We start from the raw sequence: 16,977 nt of genomic DNA, 5'->3' as shown, positions 1-16,977 counted from the left end.
TGGTGCACAGTTGTGGTGACCACTCGCCCAGAATTGGTATTGGCGTCGCAATTGTGCTAGTATCGATGGCTTGCTGCGCCTTAGGGGCGTAGTCCACCGACGGGGAAAAGATAGTTTCATGATCAAACAGCGCACGCTTAAGAATGCTATTCGCGCCACTGGCGTAGGTCTGCACACTGGCAAGAAAGTTGTACTTACCCTTAAACCAGCGCCCGTAGACACCGGTATCGTGTTCCGTAGAACCGATTTGGACCCGGTAATTGAAATCGAGGCTCGTGCGGAAAATGTCGGCGACACTCTCCTTTCAACCACCCTGGAAAAGGGTGATGTTCGCATTGCTACGGTAGAGCACCTGCTCTCGGCAATGGCGGGCCTTGGCATTGATAACGCGGTTGTCGAGTTATCCGCGCAAGAAGTGCCCATTATGGATGGCAGTGCCGGCCCATTTGTATTTCTAATTCAATCTGCAGGTATCCAAGAGCAAGCAGCTCCGAAGAAATTCCTGCGAATCAAGAAGCCAGTAACTGTAGAGGATGGCGATAAGGTTGCCAGCTTCCTGCCTTTTAATGGCTTTAAAGTGTCCTTCACAATCGACTTTGACCACCCGGTTTTCCAGGGGCGTAACCTGAGTTCATCCGTGGACTTCTCCAGTACCTCCTTTGTGAAGGAAGTGAGTCGCGCCCGTACCTTTGGCTTTATGCACGAAATCGAGTACCTGCGCTCCAAGGGCCTGGTTCAGGGTGGTTCCGTTGATAACGCAATTGTGATTGATCAGTACCGCATTCTGAATGAAGGCGGGTTGCGTTATGAAGACGAATTTGTGAAACATAAAATTCTGGATGCGATTGGCGATCTCTATCTTCTGGGGACCAGCCTGATTGGTGAGTTCAAGGCCTTTAAGTCTGGCCATGCGCTGAACAATAAATCCCTTCGCAACCTGATGGCTCAGGAGGATGCTTGGGAAATGGTCACCTTTGAAGGTGAGCAGGAAGAAGCACCGATCTCTTATATTAAGCCTATTTTGGCAGTTTGATACTTTCGCAAGAAGCCGGCATTATAGTGCCGGCTTTTTTGTATGATTGTTTCACAGAGAAAGCCTATAGATTTTTGGTATCCTTATTGGTTTGGCACCTCGGCTTGTGAGCTGGGGACTAACGAAAATTAAAAATGTCGAACTCCTCACAGCTCCTATGAAAGTAATCCTGGTTAATGAGCGCGGTGCGACTCGCAGCTTTAATTTTGGCAGTTTGAGCAAAGCCCTGTTGGGGTTGTGCTTGCTGAGCCTCCCTGTGGGTGCATTTCTGCTGGGGGCGAATTTACCGGTTACTAAAACTGACCTATTTGATTCCCGAACGGCCAAGGCCTGGAGCCGCGCACTGCGCAAACAGCAGGAAGAAATTGCTGAAGCAGATAGAGAGGCGCGGGAGCAGCTGGCAGCTCTTACCGTTAAGCTTGCAGAGTTGCAGGCGCGTTTAACTCGCCTTGATGCACTGGGTGAGCGTTTAACCTCTGTTGCCAACCTCGATGAAGGAGAGTTTGAGTTTGGCAGTGCACCTGCTATCGGTGGGCCGGAAGACCCCGGAATCGCAGGTGCATCGGAGTTGCCGTATCAGCCACCGGAATTCCTGGATGTTATTGGAGATCTCTCTCATCAGATTGAAGATCGCCAAATGCAGCTGAACACACTCGAATCCCTGATGGCCAACCTCAAGCTTGAGGACGAGCAGTTTTTAGCGGGCCGCCCGATCAGCAAGGGATGGATGTCTTCCCGTTATGGTTATCGCACCGATCCATTCACTGGCCGTAGGACCTGGCACAAGGGTGTGGATTTTGCTGGCAAGATGGGCTCCGATGTTGTTTCGGTAGCCGCAGGTGTTGTCACCTGGGCTGATGAGCGCCATGGTTATGGTCAGTTGGTAGAAATTAATCACGGCAATGGTTATTCAACCCGCTATGGGCACAATAGTGAGCTGAAAGTGGGGTTGGGTGACGTGGTCAAGAGGGGGCAGACTATTGCCCTGATGGGTTCCAGTGGCCGTTCTACCGGGCCCCATGTTCACTTTGAGATATATAAGAACAACCGCACGGTTGATCCAGCTAGCTATATCCGCCGCACAGGCAGATAAGAACTATCCTTCCTTTACGCGTAATTGTTGGTAGCTTGGCATAAGAGTTGCCAGCGCTTGCGCCTTCCTGTTTACTTGCACCCCTCGCATAAAGGAGCGTCGGTGCATCGATCTGCCCGATATTAGCGCCGACAGCGCAAATAAGATAAGTGGTTTCTAGATAATGATTGGCAAACTGATTAAATCGGTCTTTGGTTCAAAAAATGACCGCGAGCTGAAGCGCATGCGACGCGTCGTGGGAAAGATCAACGCTTTGGAAGAGGATTTCCAGAAGCTTGATGATGCAGGCCTGCGGGCTAAAACGGATGAGTTTAGGCAGCGACTCGCTGACGGGGAAAAACTCGATCAAATCCTGCCTGAGGCGTTTGCGGCGGTGCGTGAAGCGGGTCGCCGGGCCATGGGTATGCGCCACTTCGATGTTCAGCTGATCGGCGGGATGACCCTGCATGAAGGGCGTATTGCAGAAATGCGTACCGGTGAAGGTAAAACCCTGGTTGCAACCCTGCCGGCCTATCTGAATGCACTTGAAGGCAAGGGCGTTCATATTGTTACGGTGAACGATTACCTCGCTTCGCGGGATGCCAATTGGATGCGCCCGGTGTATGAATTCCTGGGTATGACAGTGGGAGTTATTGTTTCCCAGCAGCCACCGGAAGAAAAGAAAGCGGCCTATGAGGCTGACATTACTTACGGCACTAATAACGAATTCGGTTTTGATTACCTGCGTGACAACATGGTGTTGCGCAAAGAGGACCGTACCCAGCGCCCTCAGAACTTCGCTATTGTCGATGAGGTGGATTCCATCCTGATCGATGAGGCGCGTACTCCGCTAATCATTTCTGGAGCCGCCGAAGACTCGTCCCACCTTTATATGGCAATGAATAAGTTGGTTCCCCAGCTGGAGCGTGCCGAAGAAGGTGGGGAGGGGCACTACACCGTTGATGAAAAGACTCGCCAGGTTGAGCTGACGGAGCAGGGCCACTTGTTGATCGAAGACCTGCTGTCACGCAGTGGGTTGATGAAGGAAGATCAGTCCCTTTACGCCCCTGGGAACCTGGGCCTGTTGCACCACGTGCACGCCGCCCTGCGCGCGCATGTGCTGTTTAACCGCGATGTGGATTACATCGTGCAGAACGGCCAGGTGGTGTTAATTGATGAGCACACAGGTCGGACCATGCCCGGTCGCCGTCTCTCCGAAGGCCTGCACCAGGCGCTGGAAGCAAAAGAGAGTGTGCAGATTCAGAGTGAGAGCCAGACCCTCGCTTCTACAACATTCCAGAACCTGTTCCGCTTCTACCCCAAACTTGCGGGAATGACCGGTACTGCGGATACAGAAGCTTTTGAATTCCAGCAAATTTATGGCCTGGACGTGGTGGTGATCCCCACCAATAAGCAAATTCAACGTGAAGATCTCAATGACCTGGTTTACCTGAGCCAGGAAGAGAAGATGGAAGCGATTATTGAGGATGTGAAGCACTGTCGTGAAAAGCAGGCTCCAATCCTTGTAGGTACCGCTTCTATCGAAACCTCTGAAGAAATGTCCCGCAAGTTGCAAAAGGCGGGAATTAAGCACCAGGTTCTCAACGCGAAATACCACGAGCGCGAAGCACAGATCATCGCTCAGGCGGGTCGCCCGGGTGCAGTGACTATCGCTACCAATATGGCTGGTCGCGGTACCGACATTGTTCTCGGTGGTAACTGGGAGGCTGAAGCGGCAGCCCTGGCCCAGGAGAAGGGTAGTGAGCTGACCGAAGCGGAGCTCGCACAAGTCAAGGAAGATTGGAATAAGCGCCACGAGCAGGTGATCGCTGCGGGCGGTCTGCATATTATCGGTACTGAGCGCCATGAGTCCCGCCGTATTGATAACCAGCTGCGAGGCCGTGCAGGTCGTCAGGGTGACCCGGGTGTTACTCGTTTTTACTTATCCCTGGAAGATAACCTTATGCGCATCTTCGCCTCCGACCGGGTGAAGAATTTTATGCAGATGCTGGGTATGGAGCGCGGTGAGGCGATTGAGCACCGCATGGTTTCCAACGCTATCGAAAAAGCCCAGCGCCGTGTTGAAGGCCGCAACTTTGATATTCGCAAACAGTTGCTGGAATACGATGACGTGGCCAATGACCAGCGTCAGGTGATTTACGGCCAGCGCAATGAGCTGCTGGAAGCTGAGGTTATCAGTGATACGATCTCTGCCATTCGTGAAGATGTGGTTGACGGCATTGTCTCCGGTTCTATTCCCCCCAGAGCGTGGAAGAGCAGTGGGATATTCCAGCCCTGGAGCAGCAGCTCTCTGGCGAATTGGGTATCCAGTTGCCGGTTCAGCAGTGGCTCGATGAAGATCGCACTCTGCACGAAGAGAGCCTGCGGAAAAAGATTACTGTCGCCGCGCAGGAAGCCTATGCTGCAAAAGTCTCCCGCATTGGTGAATCTTCCGGTGATGCCAATCTGATGCCGACTATCGAGCGTCAGATTATGCTGCAAGTATTGGATCAGTTGTGGAAGGAGCACCTTTCCAGCATGGACCACTTGCGTGCGGGTATTGGTTTGCGGGCTTACGCCAACAAAAACCCCAAGCAGGAATTCAAGCGCGAGTCTTTCCACCTGTTCCAGAGCATGCTGGAGAACCTCAAGCATGAAGTGGTGCGTATTCTTGCCCACGTAGAGCCGATGACTCGTGAGCAAGCGGAAGAGATGGAGCAGCGTCGCCTGGAAGAGCAGCGCAGGCAGCAGCTTGAGCTGCAACACGCTCAAGCTTCGGCGCTTCCAGAAAGTGAGCCCAAGGAGCAGCAGCCGGCTACCCCGGCACCGGAGCGTCGCGGTCCTAAAGTCGGGCGCAATGATCCCTGCCCCTGTGGTTCCGGGAAAAAGTACAAGCAGTGTCACGGCAAGCTGGCTTCCTCTACCCAGAGCTAATTCTCTACTGCTTGAATTCAGAAAATGCCCCGCTTAGTGGGGTATTTTTTTAACTGGAAAAAGAATTATCTGCGGAAAAGAATTCCAATCCCGCAGATAAGTTTATTTTTGGCTTGCCTTACTGAGTTTCGGCTTTGATAATGTCGGCCGCTCATTTATTTCCGCTATTCCGTTTGGGTGAACTGGGGTCTAGGTTTACCTGCAGCTGTGATAGCCCAAAGTCGTTATTCTTATGCCTGAATTATCCATACCCGCTGTCGAAGGGGTTCGCCTCGCCAGTGTGCCTGCCAGGATCAAAGACTGGGAACGCAATGACCTGTTGTTGGTTGAGCTTGCTGAAGGAACTTCAGTTGCAGCCACTTTTACCCAGAATACTTTTTGTGCGGCTCCAGTAACGGTGGCCAAAGAGCATATCGCCAAAGGAGAAGTGCGAGCCCTGGTGGTTAATTCCGGCAATGCTAATGCCGCTACTGGGGTAAGGGGACTGGCGGATGCCCGGGCTACTTGCGAGGCGGTGGCAGATGCACTGAAGATTTCTGCTGAACAAGTATTGCCTTTTAGTACTGGTGTCATTGGTGAGCACTTGCCGATGGAGAGGTTACTCACTGCTATCCCGGGGTCTGCTGGACAGCTTGATCCCGCCGGATGGGAATTGGCGGCCGAGTCCATTATGACTACGGACACCCGGCCAAAGATTGCGAGCCGCAAGTTAATGATTAATGGTGAAGAGATTGCCGTTGTCGGTATTGCCAAAGGATCCGGCATGATCCAGCCGAACATGGCGACCATGCTCGCCTATGTCGCCACTGATGCCGGTGTGGCGCAGCCCCTGCTAGATCAAATGGTGCGTGAAGTTGTCGGGGCCTCATTTAATCGAATTAGCGTAGATGGAGATACCTCGACGAATGATGCTTGTGTTTTGATGGCCACAGGTGCGCGGGGGGAGATGATCAGCAGCTCTGAGAACACTGGCTACCTGGAGCTGTACAGAGTAATTTCGGAAATACATATAGAACTGGCCCAGGCCATTGTCAGGGACGGTGAGGGGGCGACCAAGTTTGTTACCGTACAAGTGGATGGCGCGCTCAGCAGTGAAGAGGCCTTGGCAGTAGCTTTTGAAGTCGGTGATTCTCCGCTGGTGAAAACTGCACTTTATGCCTCAGACCCTAACTGGGGTCGGCTGGTTATGGCGATCGGTAATGCTATCCAAGGCGAGTTAGACACCGATAAGGTGGAGATTTTCCTCGATGATGTACAGGTGGTCAGTGCCGGTGGGCGCGCATCTGGATATCAAGAGCAGGCTGGAGAGCAGGTATTTTCAAAACCTGAATTTACAATCCGTATAGAGCTGGGTCGCGGTGCCAGCAGTGAGCACATCTGGACCTGTGACTTCTCTCACGAGTATGTCACCATCAACGCAGAATATCGGACTTGAGGTAGTAGAGTGAGTAAGGTTGTCCATGTTGCTGTCGGTGTAGTAACCCGAGGGGACGGCAAGATCCTGATTGCCCGCCGTCCCGACCATTTGCATATGGGGGGGCGCTGGGAATTTCCCGGTGGCAAGGTGGAAGCTGGTGAGTCTGTGCAGGAGGCGCTCTATAGAGAGCTACTTGAAGAAGTGGCCATTGAAGTACAGGAGTTGCAGCCTCTGGTAGAAATTCGCCACGATTACCCTGAAAAAACCGTGCTGCTGGATACCTGGCAGGTAACGCAGTTCACGGGTGAGGCCCTCGGGCGAGAGCAGCAGGAAATCAAGTGGGTGTCTGCTGGGGAGCTGGATAACTTCCACTTCCCCGATGCTAATCAAGCGATTATTGAAGCGGTAAAAGGGAATTTCTCCTAAGCTTCATCTTGAACAGCTGCTTGCAGGCAGCTGTTCAAATGGGTTGGATGGCCTTAATGGCGGGGCTTGTTCGGGTCCAGGTCATCACTCAGCACATCGTCATACACTGACTCCCCGGGAATCTTGTGTCCCTCACTAGCCCATTCGCCGAGATCAATCAGCTTGCAACGTTCGCTACAAAAAGGTTTGAAGGGAAACTTATCACTCCACTCAATGGGCTTTTTGCAGGTAGGGCAGTTGAGTGTCGGCGTTACGCTGGATTTAGGCATAAGTTAGCTTGGGCTCTAAAGTGATCTGGATCGGAATTGTACTCTAATTAACTTAGTTCGATTGTCTTGACCGGGCAATCTGCAAGTATTCCCGATGGAGCTGCTCTATTTGAGCTTTGAGTGAGGCTAAGTCACTAGCGTTATCCAGCACATCATCCGCCTTCTCTAGTCTTTGCTCCCTTGTCAGTTGGGCCGTCATGATTTTGCGAATCTGTTCCTGTTGGCTGTTATCGCGCGCGCTGGCGCGCTCAAGCTGCAAAGCCTCGGGTAGATCGACTACACAAATCCTGTTAACGAGCTCATATTGGCCTGACTCAATCAGGAGGGGGATTCCAATATTGCGTAGGGCCCCTGATTTGCGTTCAGTGAGGAAGTTATTTCTTCTCTAATCAGTGGATGTAAAAGGCTTTCCAGCCATTGCCGTTCGCCTGGGTCGTCAAATATCAGTGTGCGCAGTTTGCTCCGGTTTAACTCGCCACTTTCCAGTAAGACATCGGCCCCGAAGTGTCGGGCTATCTGTTCCAGAGCGGGCTTTCCCGGTTGTACCACAACCCTTGCCGCCCAGTCTGCATCTACTACATTAATGCCCAGACCACGGAAATACCCAGCTGCTGCTGACTTTCCGCTACCGATCCCGCCGGTTAAGCCTACGGTAAACAATGGCTGCCCTCCCCAAGAATAAATAAGGTTGCGGTATAAATAAAAACCCCGGCCAGATAGCTGGCCGGGGTCATGGTAATGCAATTGGATGGAGAGTAGGTAGCTGGCGGCCTAACCGGTAAGCCCAGAGATATTGAAATACCAGTTCATAATATGATCCCCCCAAAGCATAGCGATCCAGCCGGCACCAGCGAGATAGGGACCAAAAGCGATGGGCAGGTTTCGGTCCCGCCCTACGGCAATGCTCCAGGATATTCCCGCGATAGCCCCTACGACGGCAGAAAGCAGGATGACCATCGGTAGCACCTGCCAGCCAAACCAAGCTCCGATAGCTGCCAGGATTTTAAAGTCACCAGCCCCCATACCTTCTTTGCCGGTAACAATCTTAAAGATGTGGAACACCAGCCAAAGAGATAGGTAGCCGGCAATAGCACCGATTACAGCGTCCTGCAGAGAAGCAAACACTCCCCAAATATTGATTAGCAAACCGGCCCAGAGTAACGGCAGAGTAATACTGTCTGGAAGTAGTTGTTTGTCAAAATCGATAGCTGTTAGAGCAATCAAAGCCCAGGTAAAAAAGCATCCAGCCAAAGCCTGCCAGGTGAAGCCCAATTGCCAGACAACGATAGCGGTCAAAATGCCGGTAATCAGTTCCACCATTGGGTAACGTTTGGAAATGGAGGTACCACAGGAACCGCACTTACCGCGAAGAAATAGGTAGCTAATAACGGGGATATTTTGCCAGGCTTTGATCTCAACTTGGCATTTGGGGCAGTGGGAGTGTGGTAGTACCAGATTAAAAGGCTTTTCTAACTCTTTCTGCTCCTCGCTAGGAGGCTTTTTATCAAAGTAACTATAGAAGTCCCGCTTATACTCCCGCTCCATCATAACGGGGAGACGCAGGATTACGACGTTTAAGAAGCTGCCTATAAGTAGGCCCAAAATAAAGGCGCTGCCTATGAGCAGCGCCGGGTAAAAGGTTAGGGTTTCAATCATCTGTTTTAAACAACTTGACCCAGCTGGAAAATAGGTAAGTACATGGCGATCATCAAGCCGCCGACCAGAATACCCAGCACTGCCATAATTAGCGGCTCAAGCAGAGTGGTAAGGTTGTCGACCATATTGTCTACAGCCTCTTCGTAGTAGTCGGCTGACTTACCCAGCATTTCATCCAGGGCACCAGACTCTTCACCGATGGCTGTCATTTGTATCAGCATGGTGGGAAAAACCCCCGATGTTCGCAGCGCGGTATTGAGGGGGATACCCGTTGCGACAGAATCTCTTATTTTAAGGGTAGCCTCGGTATAGATACTGTTTCCGGTTGCTCCTGCAACAGACTTAAGTGCGTCGATCAAGGGAACCCCGGCGGCAAAGGTTGTCGAAAGGGTACGGGCGAAACGCGCTGAGATAGAGTTGTAGGTAATTTGGCCGATAATTGGCAGTTTTAAAATAAGGCGGTCAAAAAACTCGGCCACTTTTTTATTGCGCTTTTTGGCTTCGATCGTGCCGCCAATACCGACAATAGTAATAACAAGGGCTATAAACCAGTTTGCCTGCATCCATTCTGACATGCTGACGACCAGTTTTGTGAATGCGGGTAGATCCGCTCCGAAACTAGAGAAAGTGGTGGCAAATTGAGGGACTACTTTGATTAGCAGAATTGAAGTTACAACAAGTGCAACTGCAATTACCGCAATAGGGTAGGTCATTGCTTTTTTGATTTTTGCCTTTAAGGATTCTGTTTTTTCCTTATAGGTAGCAATTCTGTCCAGCATGGTTTCCAGTGCGCCAGACTGTTCACCAGAGGCAACTAAGTTGCAGAATAAATCGTCAAAGTACATGGGGTGTTTACGCAGTGCATCAGCAAATGCCGTGCCCGAGGCAACTTCGGTGCGTATTTTATAAACTAATTCTTTGACCCCCTGGTTATCCATGCCGTCAGCAACAATCTCAAAGCTCTGTACCAGAGGTACACCAGCCTTCATCATGGTAGCCATCTGCCGAGTAAACAGCGCGATATCGGCAGGTTTGACTTTTTTCTTACCGCCGCCGAACAGGGGGGTAGGCTTCTTCTGTACGCGATTGGCGATGATTCCCTGTTTGCGCAGCTGGGCCTTTACCAGTGCTGGGCTCGTACCGTTGATCTCACCTTGAATTTTAGCCCCTTTACTGTCTACTCCCTTGTAGATGTATGCAACTGCTGTAGCGTTGGCCATAAATGTTACCCTGGATATACTTTTCACTTCTGCATTTTTGAAGTCGACAGAAGAGTGCTTTTGATTCTTTATTCGATATCTTAAAACTCGGCGGCTTATACCGGCTTAAAACGAGATTTCACTGCGGAGCCTAATCCCATATTAGGCTAATAGCAGTTAATCCTTCGTGACCCGGTTGGCCTCCTCCAGGCTGGTGACACCCATCACAACCTTTCTCAGTGCTGAAACTCTCAGATTGTTGAAGCCCTCTTGCCGAGCTTGATCTGCAATCTGAATAGAGTTGCCTCCTTCCATTATAATTCTGGAGATGCCGTCAGTGATGCGAACCACTTCATACACACCTACGCGGCCCTTATAGCCTTTAGAACAGTGCTCACAACCCACGGGCTGAAAGATGCTCCAGTCGCTTTCGGGGATTGTAACGGCGGAAAAGCCCTCAGCCTCGAGTACTTCGGGTGGAAGGGTGGCTGGTTTCTTACACTCATTACACAATCTTCGAGCCAGGCGCTGCGCAATAATAACGCTCACAGAGGTGGCAATATTAAAAGTAGGGACGCCCATATTCATTAGGCGAGTCAGGGTTTCCGGTGCAGAGTTGGTATGTAGTGTTGAAAGCACCAAGTGCCCGGTTTGTGCTGCCTTAATGGCGATTTCGGCCGTTTCCAAGTCCCGAATTTCCCCCACCATAACAATATCGGGATCCTGCCGCAGGAACGAACGCAGGGCCTCGGCAAAGTCGAGTCCGACTCTTGCTGAAACATTGACCTGGTTGATGCCCTCGAGATTGATCTCCACCGGATCCTCTGCGGTAGAGATATTGCGCTCCGGGGTGTTCAGGATATTAAGTCCCGTATAAAGCGAGACCGTCTTTCCTGATCCTGTGGGGCCGGTAACTAAGATCATTCCCTGCGGTTGGGCCAAGGCGTCCATATAGATTTGCTTTTGCTCATCCTCATACCCAAGGGCATCAATGCCGAGCTTGGCAGAGGAGGGGTCGAGAATACGCAGTACAATTTTCTCACCCCAGAGAGTCGGCAGGCTGTTAACGCGGAAATCGATAGCCTTGGTTTTGGAGAGCTTCATTTTTATGCGGCCATCCTGGGGAACCCGCTTCTCAGAAATATCCATCTTGGACATCACTTTGAGGCGTGCGGAAAGCCTGGAGGCCAATTGAATGGGAGGCTTGGCAATTTCGTGCAAGACCCCATCGGTACGAAATCTCACCCTGTAGGATTTTTCGTAAGGTTCAAAGTGGATATCCGAAGCTCCGGTGCGGATTGCGTCGAGAAGCACTTTGTTCACAAAGCGAACTACCGGTGCTTCATCGCCACCGGGTTCCTCATCACTGCCGCGATCGGAATCGTCCTCACCAACATTGAGGGAATCAAGTTCCTCGTCCTCCATGCCATCGAGACCTGCTCCCATATCGTCACCCTGGGACAGGTAGTTCTCAATGGCTTTGGCGAGCTTATCGGCTTCGACTATAACGGGGTCAGTATTCAATCCAGTATTAAAATTTATCTCATCCAGGCCGGCAAGATTGGTTGGGTCCGCCACCGCTACAAATAGCCGGTTGCCCCTTTTATACAGCGGAAGAGCGAAGTGTTTGATGACAAGCTTATCGTCGACGATATCCCTTGGAATCAGTTCAAAGTTATAGCTGCTGAGGTCAAAAAGCGGAGTGCCAAATGCCAGTGAAGCGATCTTGGCGAGTTCAGAGCTTTTAACCAGTTTGGTTTCCGCTATATGCTGGACAAAGCTTTGATTTTCTCGCCGGGCTGCTTTAACGGCAGATAGCGCGGTTGATTCATCAAAAATTTGATCGGCAACCAAACGCTTGGCTAGGCCGCTAAGAGGGGGTGCTGTCATTGGTCACACTGCCGTATAGGGTTACTACATGCTTGTTGCTTAAGAAGCTGGGTTAGCCTAAAGCATTACATCCAAAGCGTATATTTAGGATATCGAACGGAATATAGCGAAATAATGAACGAGAGCCAATAAATTGAAAGCTTGACTAAATGTCTCGGGTATAGCCGTCAACTGCTAAAGAGTGACAATTTTTGTCGGATATCGAAGATTAGTGTCAATCTCCATAGGGTGAATCTGATGCAGAGAACGAATGTGTGATCAGTAACGCAGTTGCAGGATGGGGTTGTAATTAGTATTTGTTAACGTTGGCACAAAGCTTGTATATTGTTCTGCGACTTCCTCACGGGATTCACTATTTCAAATAGTCTGTATGGAGACGGTTACAATGAAAAAGCAACAGGGTTTTACTCTTATTGAATTAATGATCGTAGTCGCGATCATCGGTATTTTGGCAGCCGTAGCTCTGCCGGCTTACCAAGATTACACCGCTCGCTCCCGAGTAGCAGAGGGCCTCACTTTGGCTACTGAAGCGCGCGCAATTGTTGCTGACAACGCAGCTAACGTAGTGCCGGATGCTGCCGGTGGCTTTGCAGCCGGTTACCCAACCTCTGCTGCAATTAATGCTGCGACTACCCCTTGTGCTGCTGCCGGTACTTGTACCCTGACTCTGGGTAATAACGGTGCTGTAGGTGGCTCCCAGAATGTAAACACCATTGCGGTAACAACCTCTACTGGTCAGATTGATATCGCTTTCGGTACTCGTGTATCCGCTGCAGGTACTGAGACCCTGAGCCTGATTCCCACTGCTGCAGGCGCTGCCCTAGTGGTAGGTACTCGCCCAACCGCACCAATTATCTGGACTTGCTACGCTGCAGGTAAGGCTAATGCTCCAGCACAGGCAACTCTGCCAGGCAATATTGCACCGGCTGAATGTCGCGCATAATCCTGCTTAAGTTGTGATAAAAAGCCTCCTTTATAGGGGGCTTTTTTTGTTGATAAGGTAGGTAGATGTTACAAGCAAAGTTAAAAGCGACGGGCTACCACGCTCTGATTACATTATCGGTAGCGGCTTTGATGCTGGTTGCCGTTTATGGGATTTGGTATCCAGGCGAACTTGCCGACATGATGGCGGGGGCGAATCTCTTTTTGCTTGTAATGGGGGTAGAGTTGGCTATGGGGCCTTTGATGTCCCTCGTGATCTTTAATCCCCAGAAGCCCAGGCGTGAGTTAGTCCGTGATTATCTTTTGGTGGGAGCTGTACAGCTGGCGGCATTAATTTATGGGTTGTATGTAGTCACACTATCGCGGCCGGTCTATCTGGTTTTTGTTAAAGATCGAATAGAAGTTGTTGCCGCCTCTGAGTTGGATGCCGTTGATATGAAAGCGGGAGCTAATGGCTATACGGATAAGCCCTGGTTCGGCCCAAAGCTGGTCTGTACAGAGGGGCCAGTGGATGCTCAGGAAAAATCAGATTTGCTTATCTCAGCGTTGAAAGGTAAAGACATCCAGTTGTACCCTAAATATTACCGACCCTGCTTTAAGGGTGAAATAGCTGGTAGGGCCTTTGGAAGGGACAATTTTGAACTTATTGCCAAGGCCGAACAGCAATCTCTACCTTCAGATCTACAGGATCAAGACTTCTTATGGTTGCCCGTTGTAACACGATTTGGGGCTTGGACCGCCGTTTTTACGAAGGAAGAGGGAGTTGATAACGCGACCTACTATAATATCTATCCTTTTGAGCAGTAATGACTTTAGGGTTGCCAGTGATGTGAGTTTACAGCCTTCTGTCTTCTTATACTTAGATGTAAACTCCTCCCTTACTAAGTGAAGTAGAGTTACTTGAGTGAGGGTTGCTCGATAAGGTCACTGGAGTACGTCTAGGGGAAGTCTCTTCAATGAAAATTTCTTGTCTTCTGGTGATTTTTCTCACTGATACTTGATATTCTTTTGGCGATGACATGGGTGGTCTTATAACTGTTGTTATTGGCCCCTTTAGAGACTTGTAGCTCCCCATGAACAATCAATATGCCTCCATGGATAATCTCTGCTCTATATAAGGTTTGATAGGCCTCATAAATCACTACATTTATGCAGCCTGTTTCATCTTCGAGGGTTAAAAACATCACTCCAGATGCGCTTCCGGGCCGTTGTCGGCAAGTTACCAGTCCAATGATCTCAATTCTTTCCCGATCACGGCAGTGGGTAAGGTCCTTTGCTTTAGTATATTTCTGAAACTTTTTTGCCTTCTTAGTAATGCGGCAGGATGTTCACCAAGGGTTAGCCCTGTACTGCTATAGTCAATATCGCTACTGTCTTTTATATAATTTCGCGGTAAAAATTTTGTCTGTGGCTTGCTGTGATCGGTTTCTATAGACGTCCAATTGTCGTTATGGCGATTTCGAGTCAAGCTGATAAATGCATTAGCCTTAGTAAGGCAGGAAAGCTGCTCATGGCTTAGCTTTGAAAGTTCTTGAAATTGTTCTAAAGAATGGACTTTTGCATCCGCTCTAAGCTTTAGGATAGCTTTCTCTGTGGTTTCTTTTAGCCCTTTAATTAGACGCATGCCCAGGCGTAAAGCGGGAGTTTTATTGCTGAATGCTGAATTTTCCTTGGACGGCATTGCCGGCGTATTAACTGATGTTTTTCCTTTAGTATCGTAATTTTTTGATGAGGCTCTTTGTTGAGGTGAAGAGAGCTCTTGTATCTCTAAGCTGTGATCCCAATAGCTATAAAGTACATCAATAGGCAAAACCTTCACCCCATGCCGCTGGGCGTCATAAACCAGTTGTGCCGGTGCATAGAAGCCCATCGGTTGGCTATTGAGTAGTCCGCAGTAAAAGGCAGCTGGATGATGATATTTAATCCAGGCAGAAAAATAGGCTAAAAGCGCAAAGCTTGCAGAGTGAGATTCGGGGAAGCCATAGGAGCCGAACCCCTTCATCTGGTTGAAGAGCTGCTCAGCAAAATTTTCTTTGTAGCCATTACTTTGTATTCCCCGCACAAGCTTATCCCTGAATTTATACAAGTCCCCATTTTTTCCCCAGCTGGCCATGGCTCGGCGAAGCTCATCTGCTTCACCGCCGCTAAACCCTGCTGCGACCATCGATAGTTGAATAACTTGTTCTTGAAATATAGGGACACCGAGAGTGCGCTCAAGCACTGGGCGTAAACTGTTATGAGGATAGCGCACGGTCTCCAATCCCTGCTTGCGTTTCAGATAGGGGTGTACCATGCCGCCTTGAATTGGCCCGGGGCGGACAATGGCGATTTCTATAGTAAGCTCATAAAAATTTCGAGGTTGTAATCTTGGCAGCATGCTCATTTGAGCGCGAGATTCAATTTGAAAGACTCCAACGGTATCGGCCTTGCACATCATTTCGTAGACCTGTGAGTCTTCGCCGGGAATATCCTGCAATCGCAATTTGGGGCCGTATAGAGCAATATAATTCAGGGATTTACGCAGTGCAGTCAGCATACCCAGGGCGAGCACATCGACCTTCATTAGTTTTAAATCTTCGATATCCTCTTTGTCCCATTGGATTAGGGTGCGATCCTCCATAGCGGCATTTTCAATTGGAACCAGCTGGTGTAATGGTTGTTCTGTAATAACAAAACCGCCTACATGTTGCGATAGATGTCTTGGAAAACCATATATTTGCTGCAGTAACTGCGGGAACATTTTTCCTATTGCGCTGCTCGGATCTATTCCCACTTTTTGCATCTGCTGGGGGAAACCATCTAGAGTGTCCCACCAGGCGCGTTCAGCAATAAGTTGTTCTATTGTGGCAGCGTTGATACCAAGGGCTTTGCCGATATCCCTTACGGCGCTTTTAAAGCGGTAGGTGATCTTGCTAGCGGTAAGTCCAGCTCTTTCGCGGCTATATTTTGTGTAAATATACTGAATAACTTCTTCACGTCGTTCGTGCTCAAAGTCTACATCAATATCGGGGGGTTCATTGCGTTCCCGTGAGATAAACCGTTCAAATAGTAATCCAATTTTATGAGGATCTATCTCTGTGATGAATAGGCAGTAGCAAACTACTGAATTGGCTGCGGAGCCACGGCCCTGGTACAAGATATGATTTTTCCGGGCAAACTGGACTATATCGTAAATGGTTAGAAAGTAATGCTCATATTGCAGCTCTGCTATTATTGCGAGCTCTTTATTAATAATCTCATCAATTCGCTTTTCAGGGCCCTGTGGCCAGCGAGCAGCCTTTCCTATTTGAGCTAGCTTCTTTAAATAGCTGCTCGCATTACTTTCTTGGGGGATAACTTCTGATGGGTATTCATAGCTGAGTTCACTCAAGCAAAAAGTACACTGTTTGGCAATGAAGTTGGTATTATCTATAGATTCTTTGGAGTGTAATGACTGGATATCACCTAAGCTGCGAAGGTAACGTTCAGCATTTTGCTCAATACGATACCCTAGATTATCCAGGGTACAGTTATGATAATTTGCGTTGAGTACATCTTGTAATGGCTTTCGGCTATAGCAGTGCATCAACACATGATTGGTTGCAACCAAGGAAATATTCTCTCTTCTTGCAAGCTCAGTAATTCTATTGGACTTAAGGCTTTCCTCTGCGTGTAGGTGGTTGTTGATGGCAATGTAAAACCGTTCGCTGAAGGTTTTCTTGATTTCTTCAGGTATTTCTATCTTAATAAAATTTGGAATCCAGATGGCAATTAGGTTTTTGCATAACTCTACCAAGTCACTTTGATAAGTAATGTAGGTTCCTTTTTCCCCCTTAAGCGTGATTTTGAAATTAACTGGCATAGCTCGCTGTAGGCAGTTTTGTCGGGAGCCAGTAGAACTATTTCTATGTTGTCATGCAGCCGGAAATAGCTGCCAAAAATTAATTTAAACTCAGGGTTTTTAGAGTCTGTAGACTTGATGTTTTCAAGTTCTTTATAGGCTCTAACGGCTCCGGAAAGAGAGCATTCATCGGTGATAGCAAGGGCTGTATATTGCAGATTGTAAGCAGTGTAGACCAATTCCTGCGGATGCGATGCCCCCTGCAGAAAAGAAAAGTTGCTTTGACAAAAGAGTTCGGCGTACCTCATGCTGATTCTCT

General features: G+C 49.4%; 13 protein-coding genes and 2 pseudogenes. 7 read left to right on the top strand and 8 right to left on the bottom strand.

The features are described 5' to 3' along the window. Positions 1-118: 118 nt before the first annotated feature. The 5 genes and pseudogenes from lpxC to mutT all read left to right on the top strand — a co-directional run bounded on the left by lpxC (position 119) and on the right by mutT (position 6,882). Entirely contained in the window at positions 119-1,033 is a 915-nt protein-coding gene (lpxC, locus tag QT397_21140) for a UDP-3-O-acyl-N-acetylglucosamine deacetylase (GenBank protein ID WNZ55341.1), read from the top strand. A gap of 157 nt (positions 1,034-1,190) precedes the next feature. Beyond that, a complete protein-coding gene (locus QT397_21135; protein WNZ55340.1) occupies positions 1,191-2,126 on the top strand; it encodes a peptidoglycan DD-metalloendopeptidase family protein in 936 nt (311 codons plus the stop codon). Positions 2,127-2,289: 163 nt separating this feature from the next. Then, positions 2,290-5,039 (top strand): annotated as a pseudogene (secA, locus tag QT397_21130) (preprotein translocase subunit SecA). A 232-nt stretch (positions 5,040-5,271) separates the two neighbouring features. Further along, a complete protein-coding gene (argJ, locus tag QT397_21125) occupies positions 5,272-6,474 on the top strand; it encodes a bifunctional glutamate N-acetyltransferase/amino-acid acetyltransferase ArgJ (GenBank protein WNZ55339.1) in 1,203 nt (400 codons plus the stop codon). A gap of 9 nt (positions 6,475-6,483) precedes the next feature. Continuing rightward, complete coding sequence (gene mutT / locus QT397_21120; GenBank protein ID WNZ55338.1) at positions 6,484-6,882, top strand: 8-oxo-dGTP diphosphatase MutT; 399 nt, start codon at positions 6,484-6,486, stop codon at positions 6,880-6,882. A 53-nt stretch (positions 6,883-6,935) separates the two neighbouring features. Here mutT and yacG read toward each other — a convergent pair whose 3' ends face one another. The 5 genes and pseudogenes from yacG to pilB form a co-directional block, all read right to left on the bottom strand. After that, positions 6,936-7,151: a DNA gyrase inhibitor YacG gene (gene yacG, locus QT397_21115; GenBank protein WNZ55337.1), complete on the bottom strand. Its 216-nt coding sequence runs from the start codon at positions 7,149-7,151 to the stop codon at positions 6,936-6,938. Positions 7,152-7,203: 52 nt separating this feature from the next. Beyond that, a pseudogene (gene coaE / locus QT397_21110) lies at positions 7,204-7,811 on the bottom strand (dephospho-CoA kinase). Between the two features lie 111 nt (positions 7,812-7,922). Further along, a complete protein-coding gene (locus QT397_21105) occupies positions 7,923-8,807 on the bottom strand; it encodes an A24 family peptidase (protein ID WNZ55336.1) in 885 nt (294 codons plus the stop codon). Between the two features lie 5 nt (positions 8,808-8,812). Continuing rightward, complete coding sequence (locus tag QT397_21100; GenBank protein ID WNZ55335.1) at positions 8,813-10,027, bottom strand: type II secretion system F family protein; 1,215 nt, start codon at positions 10,025-10,027, stop codon at positions 8,813-8,815. A gap of 156 nt (positions 10,028-10,183) precedes the next feature. Next, positions 10,184-11,896, bottom strand: a complete 1,713-nt coding sequence (pilB, locus tag QT397_21095; GenBank protein WNZ55334.1) for a type IV-A pilus assembly ATPase PilB — start codon at positions 11,894-11,896, stop codon at positions 10,184-10,186. A 385-nt stretch (positions 11,897-12,281) separates the two neighbouring features. On the opposite strand from pilB, the gene QT397_21090 reads away from it, so the two are divergent. Together QT397_21090 and QT397_21085 are read left to right on the top strand one after the other, a co-directional pair. Beyond that, a complete protein-coding gene (locus tag QT397_21090; protein ID WNZ55333.1) occupies positions 12,282-12,839 on the top strand; it encodes a pilin in 558 nt (185 codons plus the stop codon). A gap of 65 nt (positions 12,840-12,904) precedes the next feature. Then, positions 12,905-13,645, top strand: coding sequence for a hypothetical protein (locus tag QT397_21085; GenBank protein WNZ55332.1), 741 nt, complete (start codon positions 12,905-12,907; stop codon positions 13,643-13,645). A 146-nt stretch (positions 13,646-13,791) separates the two neighbouring features. On the opposite strand, the gene QT397_21080 is transcribed toward QT397_21085, so the two are convergent. Genes QT397_21080 through QT397_21070 form a run of 3 tightly spaced genes read right to left on the bottom strand, consistent with a single transcriptional unit; the run spans position 13,792 to position 16,966 of the window. After that, positions 13,792-14,022 carry a hypothetical protein gene (locus QT397_21080; protein ID WNZ58574.1) on the bottom strand — a complete coding sequence of 77 codons (231 nt, stop codon included), beginning with the start codon at positions 14,020-14,022 and terminating at the stop codon, positions 13,792-13,794. 35 nt (positions 14,023-14,057) lie between these two features. After that, positions 14,058-16,679, bottom strand: coding sequence for an error-prone DNA polymerase (locus tag QT397_21075; GenBank protein ID WNZ55331.1), 2,622 nt, complete (start codon positions 16,677-16,679; stop codon positions 14,058-14,060). Further along, positions 16,607-16,966, bottom strand: coding sequence for a PHP domain-containing protein (locus QT397_21070; GenBank protein ID WNZ55330.1), 360 nt, complete (start codon positions 16,964-16,966; stop codon positions 16,607-16,609). The genes QT397_21075 and QT397_21070 overlap by 73 nt, the downstream gene beginning before the upstream one ends. Positions 16,967-16,977: the final 11 nt, after the last annotated feature.

The sequence above is a fragment of the Microbulbifer sp. MKSA007 genome, from assembly GCA_032615215.1.
Lineage (GTDB): Bacteria > Pseudomonadota > Gammaproteobacteria > Pseudomonadales > Cellvibrionaceae > Microbulbifer.
Note: the sequence above shows the minus strand (reverse complement) of the source record. Positions and strands in the feature narration are given on the sequence as shown.